This window comes from Microcoleus sp. CZ3-B2 (assembly GCF_036705055.1).
Lineage (GTDB): Bacteria > Cyanobacteriota > Cyanobacteriia > Cyanobacteriales > Microcoleaceae > Microcoleus.
On the sequence record NZ_JAUBTN010000018.1, the window covers coordinates 83,906 to 106,017 of the forward strand.

A 22,112-nucleotide genomic window follows, 5' to 3' on the forward strand; every position below is an offset into this window, starting at 1 on the left:
CCGAGGAAGAGAGGATTTGATATGAATCGATAGGACAGGATATAATTGTTTTTTAGATGGGCAGGGAAACGCAAACAATTGTTTCTTGCTGCGGTAAACTTTCTATTTTAAATCCTCCTCCGTGCAATTCTGCAAGGCGTTGAACTATGGCTAAGCCCAATCCCAAACCTGCTTGTTGGTAAAGTTTGCGATCGAACTGTCTGTAAGCTTCTAGCTGTGCAATGCGATCGGGAGTCAGACCGCGTCCTTGGTCTTGTACAGAGAGAATAAACGTCCGATCTTCGACAAAAGTGCTTAAAAAAACTGGAGTTCCTTCTACAGAAAATTTGAAGGCATTGTCGAGCAGTTCCTCAACAATTTTTGTGAGTTTTATAGAATCGATAGCAACTGACGAATCTTGCAAATTTAAGTGTAAGTCGTCGGTTCTATTCACTTGTTTTGCTTGCTGCCGTGCTTTTTCAGTCAGCAAAGATTTGACGCAGCTAAATTCGCTGCTACGCATCTCTTTTAGCTGTTCGGGATTGGTGGCAGCTATTTCCAGTTCTGCATAGAGCAAAACGTTCTGAATCAGCCTATACAAGCGATGACCGGAAGTGTTAATTTGACCGATCATTTCTAATATTTCTGCTTTTTCAAAAACTTGATATTCGGATAAAATTAGCTCAGAAAAACCCAGAATGGCATTCAAAGGAGTCCGCAATTCGTGGGGAAGAGACATACTAATATTAGTCCGCAATTCGTCTAGGGTTTTTTGAGACTGCTTGCTAATGGTTTTATATTTTTCAAGTCGAATAGCAATTGCTTTTAGCAGTTCTTGCGGCGTACAAGGCTTAGTAATGTAATCGTCTGCTCCCAGTTCCATGCCCGTGCGAATGTCATTTTTATCGGCTTTGGCTGTGAGGAAAATAAATGGAATTGTGGCAGTTAGGGGTTCGGAGCGCAAGGCTTTGAGGACGGCGTGACCGTCTATTTCCGGCATCATCATGTCGCACAAAATTAAATCTGGGATTTGGGCGATCGCCAATTTGATGCCGGCTCGGCCGTTGGTGGCTCCAATTCCTTGAAAATTCTCGGCTTCAAGTAAATCTAAAATATTTTCTCTAATCGATTCTTCGTCTTCTATTACCAAAATTTTTGCCACGGTCGTTACTCCTTTTGATTAATAATTGGTTGGAAAATTTTGCTTTCCGAACCTTGATAATTTTGTTATTCTTGGATAAAATTTAGGTGAGTGGTTGATGTTTATAGTTAAGCATTAAGCGATTATTGTGTTTGTGAAATCAAAGGCAAGGTAATAGTGAAAGTTGTACCTTTTTCTTCTTGGCTGTCGATCGCTAGTTGGCCGCCGTGCAGTTCTACAGCCCGTTTCACAATCGCTAAACCGAGGCCTGTTCCCGAAATAGTGCCGACATTTGTAGAGCGGTAAAAAGTTTCCAAGATTCGCTCTAGATCGGCTTGGGGAATCCCGATGCCACGGTCTTGAACTTGGAAAACAGCTTTTTGGTTTTGACAGTTGAGCTGTAAGGAAATTGTACTGCCGGCGGGGGAATATTTGATGGCATTTGAGAGAATGTTTCCCAAGATTTGCCGCAGCAGTTTTTTATCCATTTGAGCGTTGCAGTTGTCGCCTTCATGTTTAAAGGCGATCGGGTGTTGGTTGCTGTCGTTGAGCTGCTGTTCTTCTACCAGTTGACGGCAAAATTTTTCGAGGTTTAAGGAAACTGGTTGAAACTGCAAGGTGTTTGCTTCGATTTTGCCAATTACTAGAATATCTTCTAATAACTCTGTCATGCGTTTAATTGCTATTTGAATCCGCGCAAAATGAGTAGATTTTTTATCTTCAGTCCACTTAGAACTGTAGTCTTGCAGCAATCCACTCGAAAATTGGATGGTTGTTAAGGGGGTGCGGAACTCGTGGGAAACCATTGTCACAAATTTGGCTCGCAGTTCGGAAAGTTCCTTTTCTCGTGCGAGGGTTTTGAGAATTTCTGCTTCGGCTCGTTTGCGATCGCTAATGTCGCGGGCTTCAGCAATCAGCAGCAAAACTTGTCCCGTGTCATTTTTAACAGGTTTCAGTGATAAATCAACTGTGATAATTTGGCCACTTTTGCCTAACAAGTCTATTTCGCGGCGAAAAAATTCACCCTTAGCAGCCTTGGCGAGACCTTCTTTTAATTGTTCTTTACCATTTGGTGATTGTTGCCAAATCAACTGTTCCCAAATCGGGCGGCCTACAATATTTTGCGATCGAACTCCGGCAAAATCTAGGGCTGTCTGGTTCACTTCCAGCACGATTCCTTCGGGAGTCAGCAGTTTGGTAAGCTGAAAGGAAGAGTCAAAAATCGCCCTAAAACGCCGCTCACTTTCCCGCAGCATTTGAAATGTTTGAGAACGTTCGATCGCGTAGCGGATCGTCCGCACTAATAATTGGGTGGTAATTTGACCTTTAACAATGTAATCTTGGGCTCCCAAGCGTACTGATTCGAGTCCGATCGCCTCATCGTCCAAGCCTGTCATTACCACCACTGCCGCATCGGGAGCCACTTCTCGCAGTCGAGTTAGCGTTTCCAAACCGTGGCTGTCGGGCAAAGAAAGGTCTAGTAAAACTATATCAAAGGATTGCTTGCCCAGTTGGGCGATCGCCTCCTGCAGGAATTCAACAGACACGAGTTCCCACTCCACTCCGACAGATACTTCCAACAGTTCTGCAAGCAAATCAGCATCAGCCGGATTGTCTTCTACTAACAGAATCTTAATCCACATAGCTTAAAGATTTTTGACTGTAACATTTTCACTGCGTATCAATCTCAGGTTAAACTTTTTGGTTTTTTTATGCAATTTTTATTTGTTAAGCTATTATTGTAAAAGTGTCACTACCGCCAGCCACCAATCCTCAATCAATTAATAAATTACAGGAAGGTGGACAACGGCGAGCCAGAATTCCTCAATTAACCTGACTACTTTAGTAAATTGTACAAAGTCTACAGGCTTAGTTATATAACAGTTGGCATGGAGCGAGTAGGACTTGACAATATCCTCGGGAGCAGCAGAAGTGCTGAGAATCACGACAGGAATTAATTTTAACGTCGGGTCAGTTTTAATTTCTTCTAGCACTTCAACACCGCTTTTTTTCGGCAGATTCAAATCTAGCAAAATCAAATCGGGACGGGGTACGTCCAGATAGGGTGCTTTTTTGCGTAAAAACTTGATTGCTTCGACTCCATCCTCCACAAAATGCAAGTTATTCAATATTTTACCCTGACTGAGGACTTCTCTTGCCAAATCGGCATCGCTGGGCGAATCCTCAATTAACAGAATCTCAACTAATCTAACAGTGCTGGGATCGCTCATAACCTGTTTATCCTTGTGACTATAAAAAAAATAAATGAAATTTAAGCCTTCAGATACTAATTATAGGAATAGTAAAGTAAAAAGTCGCTCCTTTTCCTTCTTGAGATTCCACCCAGATGCGCCCGCCGTGGCGTTCCACAATGCGCTTGCACATCGCCAAACCTATGCCAGTACCGGAATATTCGCGGCGAGAGTGCAGGCGTTGAAAAATAATAAAAATGCGATCGGCATATTGCGGATCGATGCCAATGCCCCGATCGCGCACGCTGAACACCCATTCGCTATCTTGCCGGCCCGCAGCGATATGAATCAACGGGATATCTTCGCGACAAAATTTGATACCATTGGCGAGCAAATTTTGGAATAACTGCACCAGTTGAAATTCATCCGCCATCACGGTTGGCATCGCGTCGCAGGTGATGACAGCTTTTGTTTCGGCGATCGCAATTTGCAAATTAGACAAACTTTGGTTGACAGCAGCGTTGCAATCGGCTAGCTCAAATTGTTTACTTCGGGTTCCCAGGCGCGAATAGACCAACAAATCATTAATCAATTGTTGCATTCTGGTAGCGCCGTCAACAATATAATGAATATATTTATCTGCTTTAGCATCCAAATTGTCTTGATAGCGGTGGGCGAGCAATTGAGCGTAGCTGGTAACGGCTCGGAGCGGTTCTTGCAAATCGTGGGAAGCCACATAAGCGAATTGTTCTAATTCTTCGTTAGAACGCTTCAAATCTTCTGTAAGTTGCAGCATTTGTTGCTCTGATTTTTTACGTTTTGTAATGTTATAAACTAAGGCGCAGCATGACAGCATATTTCCCTGGGAGTCCATGACTGGACTGGCAGACATATCCGTCCAAATATCTTTACCATCCTTAGTTTTGAATTTGAATTCATGTTGTTCAGCGATCCCTTCCTTGCGACGCTCGAAATTATCGAGAGCTTGTTGTTTTTCCGGTTCATCCATGAAGTCCCAAAGCGGCCGACCGAACATTTCTAATTCACTATAGCCGAGCATTCGCGACATTGCGCGGTTCACGTAAGTCGTGACGGCATTGTTATCAATTACCCAAATACCTTCTTTTGCTAATTCAACTATTTGCCTGTATTTGAATTCGCTTTCCTGCAACGCTGTTTCAGTTAGTTTACGCTCGGTGATATCTTTCATAAAACAGTGATAGCCGTTAAATGTTCCTTCGGCATCGCAAGCTTTGACCATTGTTAATTGATTGTGAAAAAATGAACCCTTTTTCCGCACACCTCTAGCTTCAACTTCTACTTTGCCCGAAATTAGCATTTCTTGATAAGCTAATGTCAACATCTCAACATCGTCTGGATGCACGGTAAGCTGCCATTCCATGCCTAGCATTTCTTCCGGTTCGTAACCACATTTACGAGCGTAAGCTCGGTTAACATTCACATAGCGTCCGTCAATGTCCAGCAGCGAAATGCCTTCCACCGCATTTTGCAGAGCATTGGTGAGGTCGCGCAGCTCTTTTTCAGCTTGTTTGCGTTGGGTAGCTGTCGCCACGGCATCGCTAATATCCTGACCGATCGCCAAAAAACCAGTAATATTTCCTTCAGTATCAAATAAGGCTGTCACCGACAATTGCACCGGAAACCGCGAACCATCTTTGCGAATGTAAGTCCATTCATTTTCGTCAGCCATTCCCCCGCGCGGCAAAGTAAAAAAAACTTCCATTCCTGGCTCTATTTTTACTCCCAATTCTTGAGACAAAACTTCCGCTCTTTTGCTTATCTCCAGAGGATCGTGAATGATGGCTGGCGTGACTTTGCCTACCACTTCTCCGGGGGAATAGCCTAAAAGTTGCTGGGCGGCGCGATTGAATATTTTAATTTTACCGTCTGGTTCAGTGGAAATAATTGTGTAGTTAGCGCTGTTAAGAATTGCATTTTGTAGTTGCGTCAATTCCAACAAAGTTATCGCAATTCTTTGTCTGTAAGCTACTTCGTTTTGCAATTGTTGCTTGGAAATTTCCATTTGAGCAGTGCGATCGGCAATTCGATTTTCCAGAGTTTCATTGAGCAGTCGATTTTCCTCTTCTACCAGCTTGCGTTCTGTAATATCAGTAATCGTACACACATAGCTTTTAACCTCCCCATTTTCTCCGATTTGACCTACAGATTGAGCGAAAACCCACTTCACTTGACCGTCGTCAAGACGTTGAAAACGGTACTCAGATTTAAACGGCAATTGCTCCTGCGCGACGCTATACCATTGAGCAAAAACGCTCTCGCGATCGTCTGGATGAATGCCTCGCAACCACCCTTTACCCAAAGCTTCATCGCCGGTAATTCCAGCAATTTGACACCAGGGTTCGTTGACATACAAACAGTCTCCGGCATCGTCAGCATAAAATATTCCAACTGGCGAAGCTTCTGTTAAAGTTTGATAGCGAGCGTCACTTTCTCGGCGTTCGACGATTTCTGTTTGCAGTATTTGATTAATTATCTCTAATTGAGCGGGACTCGTGAAAACTAATGCTTCAGGAATTAACGGAATCAATGCGAAAGCTGTGTAAGCAGAAATGACTGCGGTTATCAGTTTCAAGCTCCCAGAAAGCCAATAAACAGGATGCCAAAGCGTCCAAACTTCCATTATATGAGTAGTGCCGCAGGAGAAAATAAAGGCTCCAAACAGCAAAAAAATGTTGCGAAAGGGCAAGTCTTTTCCTTGAGTGCTAAAATAAATTAGCGATACGGGTATTGAATAGTAAGCCAGGGCAATTATAGAGTCTGACACTACGTGGAGCGCGACTAGATCTCGCTGCCAAAGGTAACAGTGGCCGTGAGAAATATAGTTGCTAGTGAATAACAGGTTATTTAAAAAAGTCCACATGATAAAGGAATGGGTAATGGGGAATCGGGAAGGGGTAATGGGTAATTGGTAATTGGTAATTGGTAATTGAGTAACGGGGAATTTAACCCAATAACTTATAACTTATCTCAAATTTTTGAAATATACATAAGACCGGGCAAATGGAATTCGCACGCCAAACAAACGAAACCCACCGCAGCGGGTTAACGTTTGATTTTCTTCCGTCTTCAGTCTTCAGTCTTCAGTCTTCCGTTTTCCTGATGACGTTGGACGGAAAGCTCCGGGGGGAAAGCAAAACATGACTAATGACTAATGACAACGTATAGGGCCCGCACGCACCATCCACCGCCCCTACTGACTGATGACTAATGACTAATGACTGATGACTAATGACTAATGACTAATGACTAATGACTAATGACTTCTTCCCTCTTCCTTCTTCCCTCTTCCTTCTTCCCTCTTCCTTCTTCCCTCTTCCTTCTTCCTTCTTCCTTCTCCTATAAAAAAAAGGGGCGAGCCAAAAGCCCGCCCCATCATTCATTATGCTACTGCGATTAACCCAAGAGTGCCTTAGCTTTAGCCACCACATTATCAACGGTGTAGCCAAACTTTTCTAAAGCAACGGGGCCTGGTGCGGAGGCGCCGAAGGTGTCGATGCTGATGCTGTCGCCTTCGGAACCTAAATAACGTCCCCAGCCGAAGCTAGAAGCTGCTTCAACTGCTAACCGTTTGGTAACAGCTTTCGGGAGTACAGATTCGCGGTAAGCGGCATCTTGTGCGTCGAACAATTTCCAGCAAGGCATGGAAACGACGCGGACTTTTTTGCCTGCGGCGCGCAATTTTTCAGCGGCATCAACGCAGAGGTATGTTTCGCCACCGGTGCCGATTAAAATGATGTCGGGAGTGCCGCCGTCGTCGGACAAAATGTAAGCGCCTTTGGCTGTTCCTTCGATCGAGCTTCCGGCCAAATTCGGCAAGTTTTGACGGGACAAAGCCATTAATGTGGGGCGTTTGGGGCTTTCAACTGCCACTTTATAAGCACCGGATGTTTCGTTTCCATCCGCAGGGCGCATCACCAACAAATTGGGGATGGCGCGCAGGGAAGCGATGGTTTCGACTGGTTGGTGAGTGGGGCCATCTTCGCCCAAAGCTACGGAGTCGTGAGTCATGACATAGATGACTCCAGCTTCCGAGAGTGCGGAGAGGCGAATTGCACCGCGCATATAGTCGGCAAATACCAAGAATGTGGCGCAGTAAGGAATCAAACCGCCGTGGAGTAGCAGACCATTGGCGATCGCGCCCATAGCGTGTTCCCGCACGCCAAAGCGCAGGTTGCGTCCTTCGTATTGACCTTTTTGGAAATCTTTTTCACCCTTAAGCAGAGTCATGTTAGAAGATGCCAAGTCAGCCGAACCGCCGATCAATTCAGGTAGGACAGCAGCCAAAGCATTCAAACATTTTCCAGAATGATTCCGAGTCGAATCAGCCTTATCTTCTGCCTTGTAAGTCGGGAGAACTTTATCCCAACCTTCGGGAAGTTTGCCAGCAACCGTGCGTTCGTATTCTGCTGCTTCGGCGGGATATTTTGCTTTATAATCTGCAAAAGTTTTATTCCATTCTTCTTCGGATGCAGCACCGCGATCGACTGCTTTGCGGAAGTGAGCCAAAGCATCATCAGGAATTTCAAACGGTGCGTATTCCCACTTCAAGAAATCGCGAGTTGCTTTAACTTCATCGGTACCCAAAGCAGCACCGTGAGAACTGTAAGAATTGCGCTTGTTGGGAGAACCATAACCGATGACTGTGCGGACTTTAATCAGAGACGGTTTGTCCGTGACTTTTTTGGCTTCTTCAATAGCTTTGTGAACTGCTTCTGCGTTAGTATCTTCGTCTAGGTTGGTATTGTCTACTGTAATGACGTGCCAGTTGTAGGCTTCAAAACGCTTGCCGACATCTTCAGTAAAGGCCAAGTTAGTGTCGCCTTCAATGGAAATGTGATTGTCATCGTAGAGGGCGATTAATTTGCCAAGTCCGAGGTGTCCGGCCAAAGAACAAGCTTCGCCAGAAATACCTTCCATGTGACAGCCGTCACCCATGATGACATAGGTGTAGTGGTCAACAATGGTGCTATCGGGCTTGTTAAACTTGGCAGCGAGGTGAGCTTCTGCCATTGCCAAACCGACGGCGTTAGCAATGCCTTGTCCCAGGGGGCCGGTGGTGACTTCTACGCCTTCGGTGACGAAGTTTTCCGGGTGTCCGGGGGTTTTGGATTCCCACTGACGGAATTGCTTGATGTCGTCGAGGCTGACGCTATCGTAGCCGGCGAGGTACATGAGGGCGTACTGCAGCATACAGCCGTGGCCGGCGGAGAGTACGAAGCGATCGCGATTGAACCACTTAGGGTTTTTAGGGTTGAACCGCATGAAGCGATCCCACAGTACGAAGGCCATAGGCGCAGCGCCCATCGGTAGTCCTGGGTGTCCTGATTTTGCTTTTTCTACCGCATCGATGGCGAGAAAGCGGATAGAGTTAATGCAGAGTTCTTCGATTGATTGGGTTGCAACAGCCATAATTCTGGTTTTTATATGTATGAGAGAGTGTGTGCGAGCTCATATTCGGTCAATTGACCGTGATTGTTGTAGGGGCGAGTTAACCAATAATCCTCATCAAAACCAGAGTTTTAGTAAACGCCCCAAACCAAATAGTACGATCGACCGACCGGACACGATCTGTGTGGTCAATTTTGGCAGAAGTGCGATGAGTCGAGTTCGATCGCTCGCGTGTCTGCTATTGAGTTTCTGTGGAACTGCCGTGAGACTGCACTACATATCATCTCACCTGTTGCGACCGACAGACAACTTAATTTTTTAATGTTTCGCCCGCTTTATGCTGTCGATAACAATTTGCGATCGCAAATATTTCAGCAGCCAGGGTACAAAAAGCAGCGTGTATCTGAATTATTTAGCAAATTGGCCCCGTCAGGCAGCTCAGTTATGATAGAGTTTGGTGTTTCTGACATCTTGCACCTGTTGCGATCGAGCTTTCGGGCATCCGCCCTCGGCCTACCCACCAAAGAATTGAGTTGTGGAACAGACCAGAAAGCCTGTGAATGTGACAATGCAGTGCAAGATCTAAGATATTGGTAATTTTAACTAGGCAATAACTAATGACTCTGAGTGAAGCCGAAGTCCGCAGTCAAAAAGTAGACGAACTGCGATCGCAAGGCATAGAACCGTATCCCAGTCAATCCTACGCGCGATCGCACACAGCCCAACAAGTTCGCGAAATATTTAGTCAGCCAGGAAAAGAACTCGAAAACGGACAAAGCGACCCCGAAGAAATTCCCCTGCGATTAGCCGGCCGCATTATTTCCAAGCGAGACAGCGGCAAAATTGGCTTCATCGATTTAAAAGACACCACAGATAAAATTCAACTCAAAATCGAAAAAGCCATCGTCACCGGCGAAGTCGGTTTGAGCTTTGAACAAATCAAAAAATTGCTTGATGTCGGCGATTTTGTCGGCGTAGAAGGTATCGGCTGCCGCACCCCCAGGGGAGAACTTTCTATTTTAGTCCGGGAATTCACGCTTTTATCAAAAGCTACGATCCAATTTCCCGATGCTTATTACGGCATCAACGACCCCGAAGTTTGCCGCCGCCACCGCGAAATGGACTTAGCAAGCAACCAAGAAGCCCTCAACCGTTTCATGCTACGCAGCCGCATCGTCCAAAGCATCCGTTCCTATCTTTGGAAAGCCAACTTTTACGAAATAGAAACGCCAACACTGCAAGCTATTTACGGCGGTGCAGCCGCGAAACCATTCATCACCCACCACAATGCTTTAGAAGTAGATTTGTATTTGCGCGTCGCCCCCGAATTGTTCTTAAAAAGAGCAATTTGTGGCGGTTTCGAGCGAGTATTTGAACTAGGAAAAGCCTTTAGAAATGAGGGCATTGACAGCACCCACAATCCCGAATTTACCTCCTTAGAAGTTTACCAAGCCTATGCAGATGTATTCGACATTTTAACAGTTGTCGAAGACGTGATTTGTTTCGCAGCAGCAGAAGTATTTGGCGATGTGCGGGAAATAGAAAATCAGGGAGAAACAATCAGTTTAGAACGTAAATACGACTACAGCGAAAAATATCCCGGTTTTAGCGGCAAACACTGGCAAGTGAAAACAATGGTAGAAGCTGTCAGAGACGAGTTTGGACTGGATTTTGACAGTTTGGACTTAGAAAGTGCAATATCCTCCGCAACCAAACTAGAAATGCACCTATCTCAGCTAGAAAAACAGAGTTTAGGCTACGTGCTCTACGCAGTTTTTGACAAATTAGTTGTTCCCAAACTAATTCAACCTACATTCATCATCGACTACCCAGTCGAAGTCAGTCCCCTCGCCAAAGGACACCGCAGCAAACCCGGATTTGTCGAGCGTTTCGAGCTATTTATCAACGGCACAGAATACTCCAACGGATTCTCAGAATTGAACGATCCGAAAGAGCAAAGAAAGCGGTTTGAAGAACAATTAGCACAGAAAAATGCAGGAGATGACGAAGCGCATCCAATGGATGAAGATTTCATCCAAGCGCTATCTTTAGGAATGCCAAATTGTGCCGGAATGGGCATCGGTGTAGACAGATTGGTAATGCTTTTAACCAATACTCAAAGCATCCGAGATGCCGTGATGTTCCCAACAATGCGGCCTGTCAAAGATTGATTAGAGGGGAGCATCTCATATTTGTAAAAAGACTTCTTTTGACTCCTTCTTTCTTCCTCTTTCCTCCTGTCTCCTGTCTCCTGCCTCCTACCTCCAATTTCTAGCTTGGCTGCAAAAGTGAGATGCTCCCGATTAGAGTTACTTTTTCAACCGCAGATATTTGCGGATTAACACAGATAAACGCCGATGAAATTACATCGGCGTTTATCCGCGTTTATCTGCGGTTGAAAAACATTTTTAATCTCACCGCATAAACGAACCGACAACACCGTTCATATCTTCAGTCAAAGGATTTCCCAAAGCCTTAAATTTCCACTCGCTACCTTCTCGATAAACTTCTCCCATCAACATATTTAATTTGCCTTCATAGGAAGGGTCATTTGACAAGCGATAGCGAGCGATTTCTTTACCGGCTGCATCTACAGCCCTGACGTAAGCATTTTCTACCATGCCAAAATGCTGTTTTCTTTCTTTACCATTGTAAATATTTACACCCAAGATAATTTTGTGATATTGTGCTGGCAACGAGCTGAGTTTCACCAATATTTGTTCGTCGTCGCCGTCTCCCTCCCCGGTGAGATTGTCGCCGGAGTGTACAACTGTTTTGTCCTTTGATTCTAAATGAGAGTAATAAATTACATCTTCTTTGTAAGCTTTTAATTTGCCATTTTCCCCCAGTAGCAAAGCGTAGGAATCTAGGTCAAAATTTGCACCGCTACTTCTGCCGAAAAGACCTTTTTTAACTTGCGCGACATCCCAGCCCAAAGCCATTGTCAATCGGGATAAGTCGTATTCACTTTTGCTGAGAACAATTGATTGTCCTTTTGTCAAGTTGATAGCCATTGTTTTGTGATTTTGTAAGGTTTATCGTGCAATATGGGATTGATCAAAAGACCGGGCGGTTTCAACAGTACGTCCGATTTGTTTATTCCCAGGATATCCCTTGCAGCATCCCCCTTAAGAAAGGGGACGAAAGATAACTCTCTTGTCCCCTCCCTTTTTTAAGGGGGAGTAGGGGGAAAGCTAAGGGGGGATCGACTTGATCTGAACCGTATTGTTTTATATCGACCTTTTATCCGGCATACTTGTCTACAAAGCTTTGCAAGCCTGAATTGTAGCCATCTCCAACTGCTTGGAACCTCCACTCGCCATCTTTCTTGTAGAGTCTGCCAAACTCCACCGCAGTCTCGCGAGAAAAATCCTCATCCAAATCGTACTTCGTGATTTCTGTGTTAGTAGTGGTATCGTAAATCCTGATAAAAGCATTCCGCACTTGACCGAAGTTTTGCCTTCTCGATTCGGCTTCGTGGATGGTGACAACAAACACAATTTCTTCTACAGAAGGATCGACTTTGGTTAAATCGACTGTAACGGTTTCATCATCGCCCAATCCTTCTCCGGTTGTGCTATCTCCCAGATGTATTACAGAACCGTCCGGCGACTGTTTGTTGTTGTAGAAAACAAAGTATTTTTCGCTGGGAATTTTGCCAGCAGAACCCAACATAAACACGGAAGCATCTAAGTCAAACGCTGCGCCGGTGTCTGTAGCATTGGTATCCCATCCCAAACCGATCCCGGCATTTTTCAGCCCCGGTGCTTCTTTAGATAGATTGATTCTCCCGCCTTTTTCCAAGTTAATAGACATTCGCCCTCCTATTCACAACATCAATCTTAGTTACCGATCGCCATTATATCAATTATCACAGGAGCTTGACAAATTGCTGCTGGTACTCATCCTCTGACATCAGTTCTCGGGTATTTTCCACCCTGTCTAAAAATACGATGCCCTCTAAATGGTCGTATTCGTGTTGAAAAATCCGGGCTACAAAGTCTGTAAGTTCTTGTCTGTGGACTTTGCCGTCTCTACTGGTGTATTCTATCTCGATCGCCCTACTTCTGGGCACCAACCCGCGAATCCCCGGAATACTCAAACAGCCTTCCCAGTCTTTGACTGTTTCTGTGGATGCAGCGAGAATCCGGGGATTAATCATCGCCGTCGGTTCCATCTTAGGGGCTTGGGGATAGCGCAGGTTGGGGCGGGATGCGACGATGAACAGCCGATCGCACTTCGCCGCTTGGGGGGCCGCAATCCCTACTCCGTTCGCCTGTTGGACAGTAGAGATTAGGTTGTCGATGAGCTGTTGAATGCGATCGTCCTTAACATTCTCGACAACTTGCGACGGTTGGCGTAATACCGGATTTCCTAATTGTGAAATTTGCAATATTTCTGACATATTTTTTAGTTATTGGTTGTTGGTTATTGGTTATTGGTTATTGGTTGTTGGTTGTTGGTTATTAGTTATTGGTTATTGGTTATTGGTTATTGGTTATTAGTCTTTACTCGTGAAAATCAATAAACAATTGAGATTGAACTATTCCATAAAGAAATCAAGAAAAATCCTTGGTTCGGGTCTCTGTTTTACAATCTCTATCATCAATTATTAGTTGGTGTTCATTTTGTAGAGAGACTCATTAAGAATTTATTCCTATTAATAACAACTAATATCGTTTCCGCTTGCATCGTCAGGTGATTTAACCGGCGCTAGAACACAGAGTACACAGAGTCCGAGAATATATATATCTGAATCATTCCGATGCTACCGGATTTGATATAACAACAGTCAACTAACAACTAAGAGGGCGGGCACGCACCATCCACCGCCCCTACCAACTAACAACTAACAACTAACAACTAACAACTAACAAATTATCGAACTTGTTGAACAGGCAAACTCCCCGGTTTCACAGTCAAATTAACTATTTGCCCGTTGCGATTAATCTCCATTTGCAACAGGCCGCCAACCTTGGCATTTTGCACGAAATCCTGAACAGCTTCCGACTGAATAATCGGCTGATTGTTAATCTTTTGAATCACATCTCCAGCCCGCAAACCTGCCGCCGCCGCGGGAGAATTAGGAACAACGCTCACAATAGCCACACCCCGATCGACTGCAACTCGCAGATTACTGTTAGCATTGCTGTTAATTTGCTGCTTAACATCAGGAGTCAGCGTCGCCATTTCAATTCCCAAATAAGCGTGTTCGACTTTCCCCGTCGAAATCAGTTCCTTCGCCACCTGTTGCGCCGCCTGAATCGGAATCGCAAAGCCCAATCCTTGAGCGCCTTGAATAATCGCCGTATTCATCCCAATAACTTCCCCCGAAGCATTCAGCAGCGGGCCGCCGGAATTCCCCGGATTGATTGCAGCGTCTGTTTGAATAAAACCGATGCGCTTGTCGGGTACGCCCACATCAGAGCTCGATCGCCCTGTAGCGCTAATAATCCCCGCAGTCACCGAATTGTCCAAACCCAAAGGATTGCCGATGGCGATCGCCCATTCCCCAGGCAACAGCTTATCAGAATTGCCGATCGCCGCCACAGGCAGAGCAGTCGCCTCAATCTTCACCACAGCCACATCCGTCACCTTATCCGCCCCCAACACCCGCCCCTGATAGCTGCGGCCGTCCCTGAGAGTTACATTTACCGTATCTGCACCCTCTACAACGTGAGCGTTAGTGAGAATCACGCCGTCGGCCCCGATCACGAAACCCGAACCCGTACCCCGTTCGATCCCGCCCCTGCCGCCCGAATTCGGTTCTGCACCAAAAAAATCTTCCGGCGAAAGCGATCTATTTGTCGGTTTCACCAAGCGCGAAGCATCGATCCGCACCACCGCCGGGCCTACTTTTTCCACCGCAGCCACAATGAAATTCACATTAGCTGCATCGCCCGACAAAGGAACCTGCGGCAATACTTTGCTACCTTTAACCTCCGTCTTAGGAGGCAGTTGCAATTTCGGTTGCATCACCTCTTGTCTCGAATCACCAGAATTAGGACGTAATTGAGAAACCGTCAGCCGATCGCCCAACATGGCGGCTCCGGCCCCCGTTACCAGCAGCAATATGTAAATTGCCGGTTGCTTCCAAAACTTGCCTGTAGAACTCTTCATAGCCACGTTTTTAGGCTTTCCTGCCACATTTAAATATTTGCTTAGCAGCTCTTTGATACCTGCTATATCGCCGCAGAGCCGCAAAATTTTTGGGCGATGGCTGGGAGCCCCGCAAGCTACGGCAGACTCCCTTAAACTTTAACATTCAGCTTCTCATTTTGGATTTTTGATTGCCGATTTTCGCTGATTTTGCTAAGAGATACGGTTGAAACCGCCCAATCTTGGGCCGCTCTAGCTTCCCAACCACCAACTCGACTAAACTGAACTGTTTGGACTTGAAAATCTCTTAAATGCCGATCGGCAGAGGTAATCGATGGACATTCCCCTCGAAAATCTGTGGAAACAGATACTTGAACGTCTCCAGGTACAACTGAGCAGACCTAGCTTTGAGACCTGGATCAAAACTGCCAGAGCCGAACAACTCGAAAATAACTGTTTGATTGTCAGCGCCCCCAACCCCTTTGCTCGCAATTGGTTGCAAAAATATTACAGAGAAATCCTTGCTGATGCAGTCGAAGAAATTCTCGGCTATCCCGTAGACATTTACTTGACAATTGCCGGGGGAAATGAAACAGGCGACAGCAGCGACTCCGCCACAATTTCGCCCTCCCCCATCGCCACCGATGTCCCCGAAAACAAATCGCTTCACCCGCCTAAACCCGCTAATTTAAACCCCAAATACGTATTTTCCCGCTTTGTCGTCGGTTCCAACAACCGCATGGCTCACGCAGCAGCCCTCGCAGTAGCCGAGTCTCCGGGCCGAGAATTCAATCCCTTATTTTTGTGCGGCGGCGTTGGTTTGGGGAAAACTCATCTGATGCAGGCGATCGGTCATTATCGCTTGGAAATTGACCCCAACGCCAAGATTTTTTACGTTTCTACTGAAAAATTTACTAACGATTTAATTGTCGCAATTCGCAAAGACAGTATGCAAAGTTTCCGCGATCATTATCGGGCAGCGGATGTTTTATTAATAGATGATATTCAATTTATTGAAGGCAAAGAATACACTCAAGAAGAATTTTTTCACACGTTTAATACTTTGCACGAATCTGGAAATCAAGTAGTTTTAGCTTCCGATCGCCCGCCGCAGCAAATTCCCCGCCTGCAAGAGCGTTTGTGTTCCCGATTTTCCATGGGATTAATTGCTGATATTCAATTGCCCGACTTGGAAACGCGGATGGCAATTTTGCAGAAAAAAGGTGAGTACGAAAATATGCGGTTGCCGCGAGATGTGATTGAATACATTGCTTCTAGCTATACTTCCAATGTTCGGGAATTAGAAGGAGCTTTGATTCGGGCCGTAGCATATCTTTCCATTACCGGTTTGCCGATGACAGTTGAGAATATCGCCCCGGTTTTGAATCCGCAAACTGAAACGGTACAGGCGACTCCCGATGCGGTAATTGCAGTGGTGGCTGAGGCGTTTGATGTTTCTGTCGAAGATTTGAAAGGTATTTCCCGCCGGCGCGAAATTAGTCTCGCCCGTCAAATAGGGATGTATTTAATTCGGCAGCATACTGCTTTGAGTTTGCCGAAGGTTGGCGAAGTGTTCGGCGGAAAAGACCACACGACGGTGCTTTACAGTTGCGACAAAATTGCTCAGTTGCGGAACACTGACCCGAATTTGGCTCAAACTTTGCGTCAGTTGAGCGATCGAATTAACGTTGTCAGTCGCAAAAGTTAATAAAAAGTCAGTAGTCATTAGTCATTAGTCATTAGTCAGCAGTCATTAGTCATTAGTCAGCAGTCATTCCAATGCCTCTGCCCCCTGCCTGTGGAAAAACCTGTGGAAAATTTGCCCTTTGTTTGTGGAAAACTTTACTCGATCGCCCAAAACCATTTTTTTACTAAAATGGGCGATCGTATTTAGCAGCTTTTCCACAAGTTTTCCACAGTTTTTGGAAACTACAAGTCATATCCCGCAAACAGTTAACTTTTTTTTCCACAGTTTCCACAGGGCGATCGACATAAAAATAATTCAACAAATTAAAAAAAATCTAGTCCTCAGCGCGTTAACCTCAGAAACCCGATTTCTAAGTATATTTCTCCTTCCTTCACAAAATTTTGCCCATAAACCCGGTTTCTAGCCCCAGAAATAAGCCCTGACAGAGAAAAGTCAGCCCGCCGACTTTCTGTGATAGGATTTGGTTTCGTCTCAAATCCGGTTAATTAACCTCCCATGAAATTGGTTTGCACCCAAAGTGACCTCAACGCCAACCTCTCGTTGGTAAGTCGGGCCGTTCCCTCCCGCCCGACACATCCGGTACTAGCCAACGTGCTCTTAGTAGCGGATGAGGAAAATCAGCGGGTTAGCTTGACAGCTTTCGATCTCAGTTTAGGAATTCGCACCAGCTTCGCAGCAGAAGTGACCGGCGGCGGCAGTTTTACCATACCCGCTAAATTGCTCAACGATATTGTTTCGAGACTCCCAGATGGAGAGATTACTTTAGAAGATGAAGCGGGAGACACCGTAGCATATCTCACTTGCAGTTCAGGCAGCTACCAAGTCAGAGGCATGGGCCCGGAAGAATTTCCAGAATTGCCAGCAATCGAAGCCGGAACAATCCTCAAACTGCCACCCGAAGCCTTGATAGAAGGACTCAAAGGAACTTTATTTGCCACAAGCCCCGACGAAGCAAAACAGGTACTTGCAGGCGTGCATTTAAAGGTATTGCAAGATTGCTTGGAATTTGCAGCGACAGACGGCCACAGATTGGCAGTAGTTCAAACTGTAAATGAAAAAGTCGAAGGCGAAGAAACCCAAGAAGAATTTGAGGTGACAGTTCCGGCTAAAGCATTGCGGGAAGTAGAAAGAATGCTAGTAATGCGGCAGTGGACTGAACCAGTTACGCTGCATTTTGAACATGGTCAAGTAGTGTTTGAATGGGCAGACCAGCGGTTGACAACTCGCACCTTAGAAGGGCAATATCCCGCATACCGGCAGTTGATTCCACCGTCTTTTGAGCGGCAAATTACCTTGGAAAGGCGATCGCTCTTAGCAGCCGTCGAAAGAATAGCAGTCTTTGCCGACCAAAAAAATAATATCCTCAAATGCAGCATCGACGAGGAAAATCAGGAAATCACCTTATCGGTAGATGCCAAAGATGTCGGTAGCGGCAAAGAGTCAATGCCGGCGCAGATTTCGGGAGACAGCATCGATATTGCTTTCAACGTGAAATACTTAATTGACATTTTGAAAACAGCTCAGTCTCCCGAAATTCAACTGCAATTAAACGGCGCTCTGGCTCCTGTAATTTTTCAACCTTTGGGCGGAGTCAATGCTACATTTTTGGTGATGCCCGTTCAGCTAAGAGCGTAACAGTAGGGTGCTCTTCGGCGCACGGCCGTGCGCCGAAGAGCACCCTACATACAGCGTATTCCAGGTTTGTGAAGTGTAGGGACACGGCAGTGCCGTGTCCCTACGCGGAGTTGAGGATAGGCCGGCGTACTTCATAAATGTGGAATCTGCTGTAATTATACCAATTTCATAAAGTAGCGCTAGATATTACCCCCCCAACCCCCCCCCGCGACTTCGGGGGGGCTAAGACTTCATCTATACCACATATGAAAGAAAAATGGTATTAGTTTCTATTTCTTCCCTCTTCCTTCTTCCTTCTTCCTTCTTCCTTCTTCCTTCTTCCTTCAAATCAATGGCAACAAAATCTCAAATTCCGTCCCCGTACCGGGCGTAGAATGCAAATTCAACTTGCCTTTATGCTTCTCCGTCACAATTTGATGAGTAATTGCCAACCCCAAACCCGTACCTTTCCCAGCAGGTTTAGTGGTGAAAAATGTATCAAAAATCCTGCGCTGAATTTCTGGCGGAATTCCCGGCCCGTTATCGGCAATTCTGATCGCTATCCAAGCGTTATTTTGATTTTTTTCGCTTGCTTCTGGGCTGAAACCGGCGTTTTGGCTGGCGGATGATAGCTGTTTTGCATTTGGTCGATCGCCCAAAACATAATTTTGCAATAATTCCGAATTCACGAAGTCTCCGTCAGAACTGTCTATTACCTCAGTTTCAATCGTAATCGCAGCGACAAAACCTGTTTCTTCTTTTACTTCTTCCAAAGCATCGATCGCATTGCTGATGATATTCATAAACACCTGACTCAACTGACCAGAGTAACACTTGACCAAAGGCAAATCCCCATAATTTTTAACTACTTTAAACCCGTACTTCAGACGGCTTTTCATAATTAGCAGCGTACTGTCAATACATTCGTGGAGGTTAGCTTCTTTCAAGTGAGTTTCGTCCATGTAAGAAAAGGTGTGCAGGCTGGTGACAAGTTCCCTCAGTCTCTCTGATGAAGCCTTCATGCTTTTGAGAATTTCCACCCAATCTTCGTGCAAAAAATCAAATTCTATATTTTTTTTGAGTGCGTCAATTTTTTCGCTAGGCCCGACAATTTGCTCGTAAGCAGACAGCAACTCCATGATGTCTTTCGAGTAGTTAGACAAAAAGCCGAGATTTCCGCTGATGCAGGTGACAGGGTTTCTAATTTCGTGAGCTACTCCAGCTACCATCTGCCCCAAACTGGCTAATTTTTCGGTTTGAATTAGTTGAGATTGAGTTTGCTGCCTCAGCAATTTTGTCGCTAATTCGTGAATTTTTGACTGGGCCACTAACAGTTCGCGTACATCTACCAAAGTATAAGTTTGGGGCGACACTTGAACCACAATCGGCTCGTAAAGCAGTTCTTTCGAGCGCTGCAGCGACTTCCGCGCTGCATCCACGATTAAAGTATTGCTAGGAAAAATCAAAGTCTCAATTTCAGCAAAGCGATATAAAGCCTTGATAGGTCGTTTTAAAAATAATTCTCTTCCAAAAGGACGGCTGAGAAATTCTAAAAATCTCCGCCGGGAAATCATGCCGACAAATTTACCTTGATTTGTCAAAATGACTCCCGGTAACAGCGGATTAGTTTCTAACATCTGGGAAATTTTCATCCCGAAATCCATAGCTTCTACTTGAAAATCGTAAAGCGATAATTCTTGGAGAGTAGAGTCTAAACGAAGTTCTCCAGAGTCAGCTTCGGACACGGGTTGTACTGGTATTTCTACGCAAGAAGTATTTAACATAAATTCATCAGCACGCTTTTTTGGTTTTTATTTGCCAGCAGACATTCAGTTACCAAAGCTCAGTCGGTGAGTAGCTGAGTGCTTTTGCCGACATCCCTCTGGCAAACGGCATTTTAAATTACACAAAAAACTGTTTGTGGCAAAGGGGATTTTACCACTCCAAGTATTAGGCAAGTTTGAGGATGGCCGAGATAGATGCGCCTTGGTAATTATGCCTGACTTTATTTTATATTGGCTTGAGGCGTATTAACTGTTATTTAGAGTATTTAACTATTCGTTAACCTTGGGCTAAAAAGCTTAACCTGTCGTTAACAATAACCCGATTGCGCTGGAAGTTATCATTAATTGATGATACAGGAAAATCATTATTGCGGCGCGATTCTCAAATACCCCTGCTCGGTTTACCCATAGAGTCTGGCTGTCTAAACAAGCTTGCTACTTTTATGATTTGTTCGTTGCAACAGGCCAATTTGGCGCAATATTTGGTGATGTTTTAATTGATTAAATTTTTGTGACTTTTTGTGATAATTCGCGCCAGTTAAATCAATAATTATCCGATTGATAGGAAAAATATAAAATTAATTTTAACAACTATTATTTTCCTGTGGAGATATAGATATTATAGGCGACCATTGCTAGGGATCGGATATTGCGGTGTCCGGTGCTGGAATCTGCAACTTTTAATGGTTTCTATAACATTGAGGACGATCGCCAAAAAGTTTCAACGGAATTTTAAACTTAGTGCTGTGCAGAAGGTATGATCGACAGGGAGTCCGCCAAATACGTGAAACTAAATACCAATTTACCAGTAGGCGATCGATGCAACCAGCCCTAACGAATCAGTTAAACAATGCTTTTACCCTTTTTCTCAGCCTGTTAGTAGAAGCAATACCTTTTCTGCTGCTGGGAGTTTTATTCTCAGGTTTGCTGCTGGGGTTTGTAGACGAACGCAAGCTCGTATCCCGCATCCCGCGAAACCCCCTGCTGGGCGCTTTGATGGGGAGTTCGATCGGCTTTTTGTTTCCCGTGTGCGAGTGCGGTAACGTGCCCGTAGCCCGCAGGTTGCTGATGCAGGGAGTACCCGCACCAGCGGCGATCGGCTTTTTGCTAGCAGCCCCCACCATCAACCCGATCGTAGTTTGGGCGACTTGGACAGCATTTCGCGATCAGCCAGAAATAGTAGTTTTGCGGGTAGTCTTTTCTCTGTTTATCGCCACAATCATCGGCTGGGTGTTCAGCGCCCAAGCAGACTTGCGGCCTCTGTTACACCCCTCTGTAGCCCGCGCAATTCCCCTCCCAAAACCAGAGTTTTCCGAACAAAACCTCGCCCAAGACAGCACTCCGCTATTGTTGCAGTCTGGAACATTTATGCTCGGTCAGGGGGGTGCAGTGCCGATCGAATCTTTGCTACAAGAGGAGTGGAAGCCCTTAGCAACAGGCAAAACCGAAAAAACCTCTAAACCTTCTTCGATGTTTCACCGCGTTTCTAGAGAGCGTCTGCGCCTGCTTTTAGATAGTATGGTACAGGAGTTGCGGGAGTTGGGAGGAGTTTTGGTCATCGGAAGCGCGATCGCCGCCATCATTCAAGTTGGCGCACCCCGCGAACTAATTCTCAACCTCGGTCAAGGCCCGGTTTCCTCGATTCTCGCCATGCTGCTATTAGCCGCAGTCGTATCGATTTGTTCTACAGTAGATGCTTTTTTTGCCCTGTCTTTTGCCGCCACATTTACCAGCGGTTCGCTGTTAGCCTTTCTCGTTTTCGGCCCGATGATTGACCTCAAAGGCATCGGTTTAATGCTCTCTATTTTTAAAGGTAGAGCCGTAATTTACTTAATTGTCTTGGCTGCTCAACTAACATTTTTAATGACCCTAGCTGTCAACTTGTATTTAGGTTGATCGATTTGCCCGCACGGACAAATAACGATATAGCATTTCTCATAAAGATGAGGTGCTTTCGGGCATAGGCCAAACCGGCCAAACCGGCCAAACCGGGCATACCTCACCACGCGATCGAACCGCAATAGACTTCCAATTCTCTTTGAGCCAAGAACAATGACAAATAACAACAACTAATAACTAAGGAGCAACAACTAATAACCAATAACCAATAACCAATAACCAATAACCAATAACCAATAACCAATAACCAATAACCAATAACCAAT

Annotated in this window: 15 protein-coding genes; 4 read left to right on the forward strand and 11 right to left on the reverse strand. The window is 45.3% G+C overall.

All coding sequences use genetic code 11. From position 1 onward, the window contains the following. Nucleotides 1-52: 52 nt before the first annotated feature. The 5 genes from QUA97_RS11065 to tkt all read right to left on the reverse strand — a co-directional run bounded on the left by QUA97_RS11065 (nucleotide 53) and on the right by tkt (nucleotide 8,763). A complete protein-coding gene (locus tag QUA97_RS11065) occupies nucleotides 53-1,141 on the reverse strand; it encodes a response regulator (protein WP_194066434.1) in 1,089 nt (362 codons plus the stop codon). Nucleotides 1,142-1,263: 122 nt separating this feature from the next. Then, nucleotides 1,264-2,763, reverse strand: coding sequence for a sensor histidine kinase (locus QUA97_RS11070; RefSeq protein WP_333194620.1), 1,500 nt, complete (start codon nucleotides 2,761-2,763; stop codon nucleotides 1,264-1,266). Nucleotides 2,764-2,901: 138 nt separating this feature from the next. Beyond that, entirely contained in the window at nucleotides 2,902-3,351 is a 450-nt protein-coding gene (locus QUA97_RS11075) for a response regulator (protein WP_194066436.1), read from the reverse strand. A 49-nt stretch (nucleotides 3,352-3,400) separates the two neighbouring features. Further along, the gene (locus tag QUA97_RS11080) at nucleotides 3,401-6,214 is read right to left on the reverse strand and encodes a PAS domain S-box protein (RefSeq protein ID WP_442922505.1); all 2,814 of its coding nucleotides are present in this window, start codon (nucleotides 6,212-6,214) and stop codon (nucleotides 3,401-3,403) included. Between the two features lie 533 nt (nucleotides 6,215-6,747). Next, nucleotides 6,748-8,763 (reverse strand): transketolase, encoded by a 2,016-nt coding sequence (tkt, locus tag QUA97_RS11085; protein ID WP_194066437.1) that lies wholly within the window; start codon nucleotides 8,761-8,763, stop codon nucleotides 6,748-6,750. A gap of 596 nt (nucleotides 8,764-9,359) precedes the next feature. On the opposite strand from tkt, the gene lysS reads away from it, so the two are divergent. Further along, complete coding sequence (gene lysS, locus QUA97_RS11090) at nucleotides 9,360-10,913, forward strand: lysine--tRNA ligase (RefSeq protein WP_194066438.1); 1,554 nt, start codon at nucleotides 9,360-9,362, stop codon at nucleotides 10,911-10,913. 243 nt (nucleotides 10,914-11,156) lie between these two features. Here lysS and QUA97_RS11095 read toward each other — a convergent pair whose 3' ends face one another. The 4 genes from QUA97_RS11095 to QUA97_RS11110 form a co-directional block, all read right to left on the reverse strand. Then, nucleotides 11,157-11,756 carry a TerD family protein gene (locus QUA97_RS11095; protein ID WP_194066439.1) on the reverse strand — a complete coding sequence of 200 codons (600 nt, stop codon included), beginning with the start codon at nucleotides 11,754-11,756 and terminating at the stop codon, nucleotides 11,157-11,159. A gap of 229 nt (nucleotides 11,757-11,985) precedes the next feature. After that, a complete protein-coding gene (locus tag QUA97_RS11100) occupies nucleotides 11,986-12,558 on the reverse strand; it encodes a TerD family protein (protein WP_194066440.1) in 573 nt (190 codons plus the stop codon). A 55-nt stretch (nucleotides 12,559-12,613) separates the two neighbouring features. Further along, nucleotides 12,614-13,147 carry a peptide deformylase gene (gene def, locus QUA97_RS11105; protein WP_194066441.1) on the reverse strand — a complete coding sequence of 178 codons (534 nt, stop codon included), beginning with the start codon at nucleotides 13,145-13,147 and terminating at the stop codon, nucleotides 12,614-12,616. A 473-nt stretch (nucleotides 13,148-13,620) separates the two neighbouring features. Continuing rightward, on the reverse strand, nucleotides 13,621-14,862 hold the full coding sequence (locus QUA97_RS11110; protein WP_333194622.1) for an HhoA/HhoB/HtrA family serine endopeptidase: 1,242 nt from the start codon (nucleotides 14,860-14,862) through the stop codon (nucleotides 13,621-13,623). A 313-nt stretch (nucleotides 14,863-15,175) separates the two neighbouring features. Between QUA97_RS11110 and dnaA the strand changes: the two genes are divergently transcribed. Continuing rightward, nucleotides 15,176-16,549 (forward strand): chromosomal replication initiator protein DnaA, encoded by a 1,374-nt coding sequence (gene dnaA, locus QUA97_RS11115; protein ID WP_194066443.1) that lies wholly within the window; start codon nucleotides 15,176-15,178, stop codon nucleotides 16,547-16,549. 163 nt (nucleotides 16,550-16,712) lie between these two features. On the opposite strand, the gene QUA97_RS11120 is transcribed toward dnaA, so the two are convergent. After that, entirely contained in the window at nucleotides 16,713-16,847 is a 135-nt protein-coding gene (locus tag QUA97_RS11120; protein WP_255515812.1) for a hypothetical protein, read from the reverse strand. A gap of 197 nt (nucleotides 16,848-17,044) precedes the next feature. On the opposite strand from QUA97_RS11120, the gene dnaN reads away from it, so the two are divergent. Beyond that, the gene (gene dnaN / locus QUA97_RS11125; RefSeq protein WP_333194623.1) at nucleotides 17,045-18,184 is read left to right on the forward strand and encodes a DNA polymerase III subunit beta; all 1,140 of its coding nucleotides are present in this window, start codon (nucleotides 17,045-17,047) and stop codon (nucleotides 18,182-18,184) included. Nucleotides 18,185-18,507: 323 nt separating this feature from the next. On the opposite strand, the gene QUA97_RS11130 is transcribed toward dnaN, so the two are convergent. Beyond that, nucleotides 18,508-19,947: a sensor histidine kinase gene (locus tag QUA97_RS11130; RefSeq protein WP_194066445.1), complete on the reverse strand. Its 1,440-nt coding sequence runs from the start codon at nucleotides 19,945-19,947 to the stop codon at nucleotides 18,508-18,510. A gap of 819 nt (nucleotides 19,948-20,766) precedes the next feature. Here QUA97_RS11130 and QUA97_RS11135 point away from each other — a divergent pair. Next, nucleotides 20,767-21,843 carry a permease gene (locus QUA97_RS11135; protein WP_194066446.1) on the forward strand — a complete coding sequence of 359 codons (1,077 nt, stop codon included), beginning with the start codon at nucleotides 20,767-20,769 and terminating at the stop codon, nucleotides 21,841-21,843. Nucleotides 21,844-22,112 lie beyond the last annotated feature (269 nt).

Bases quoted from the DNA above. Each gene is read 5' to 3' on its own strand.
- QUA97_RS11070 (WP_333194620.1), bottom strand. From the start codon at position 2,763: ATGTGGATTAAGATTCTGTTAGTAGAAGACAATCCGGCTGATGCTGAT.
- QUA97_RS11075 (WP_194066436.1), bottom strand. From the start codon at position 3,351: ATGAGCGATCCCAGCACTGTTAGATTAGTTGAGATTCTGTTAATTGAG.
- QUA97_RS11080 (WP_442922505.1), bottom strand. From the start codon at position 6,214: ATGTGGACTTTTTTAAATAACCTGTTATTCACTAGCAACTATATTTCT.
- tkt (WP_194066437.1), bottom strand. From the start codon at position 8,763: ATGGCTGTTGCAACCCAATCAATCGAAGAACTCTGCATTAACTCTATC.
- lysS (WP_194066438.1), top strand. From the start codon at position 9,360: ATGACTCTGAGTGAAGCCGAAGTCCGCAGTCAAAAAGTAGACGAACTG.
- QUA97_RS11095 (WP_194066439.1), bottom strand. From the start codon at position 11,756: ATGGCTATCAACTTGACAAAAGGACAATCAATTGTTCTCAGCAAAAGT.
- QUA97_RS11100 (WP_194066440.1), bottom strand. From the start codon at position 12,558: ATGTCTATTAACTTGGAAAAAGGCGGGAGAATCAATCTATCTAAAGAA.
- def (WP_194066441.1), bottom strand. From the start codon at position 13,147: ATGTCAGAAATATTGCAAATTTCACAATTAGGAAATCCGGTATTACGC.
- QUA97_RS11110 (WP_333194622.1), bottom strand. From the start codon at position 14,862: ATGAAGAGTTCTACAGGCAAGTTTTGGAAGCAACCGGCAATTTACATA.
- dnaA (WP_194066443.1), top strand. From the start codon at position 15,176: ATGGACATTCCCCTCGAAAATCTGTGGAAACAGATACTTGAACGTCTC.
- dnaN (WP_333194623.1), top strand. From the start codon at position 17,045: ATGAAATTGGTTTGCACCCAAAGTGACCTCAACGCCAACCTCTCGTTG.
- QUA97_RS11130 (WP_194066445.1), bottom strand. From the start codon at position 19,947: ATGTTAAATACTTCTTGCGTAGAAATACCAGTACAACCCGTGTCCGAA.
- QUA97_RS11135 (WP_194066446.1), top strand. From the start codon at position 20,767: ATGCAACCAGCCCTAACGAATCAGTTAAACAATGCTTTTACCCTTTTT.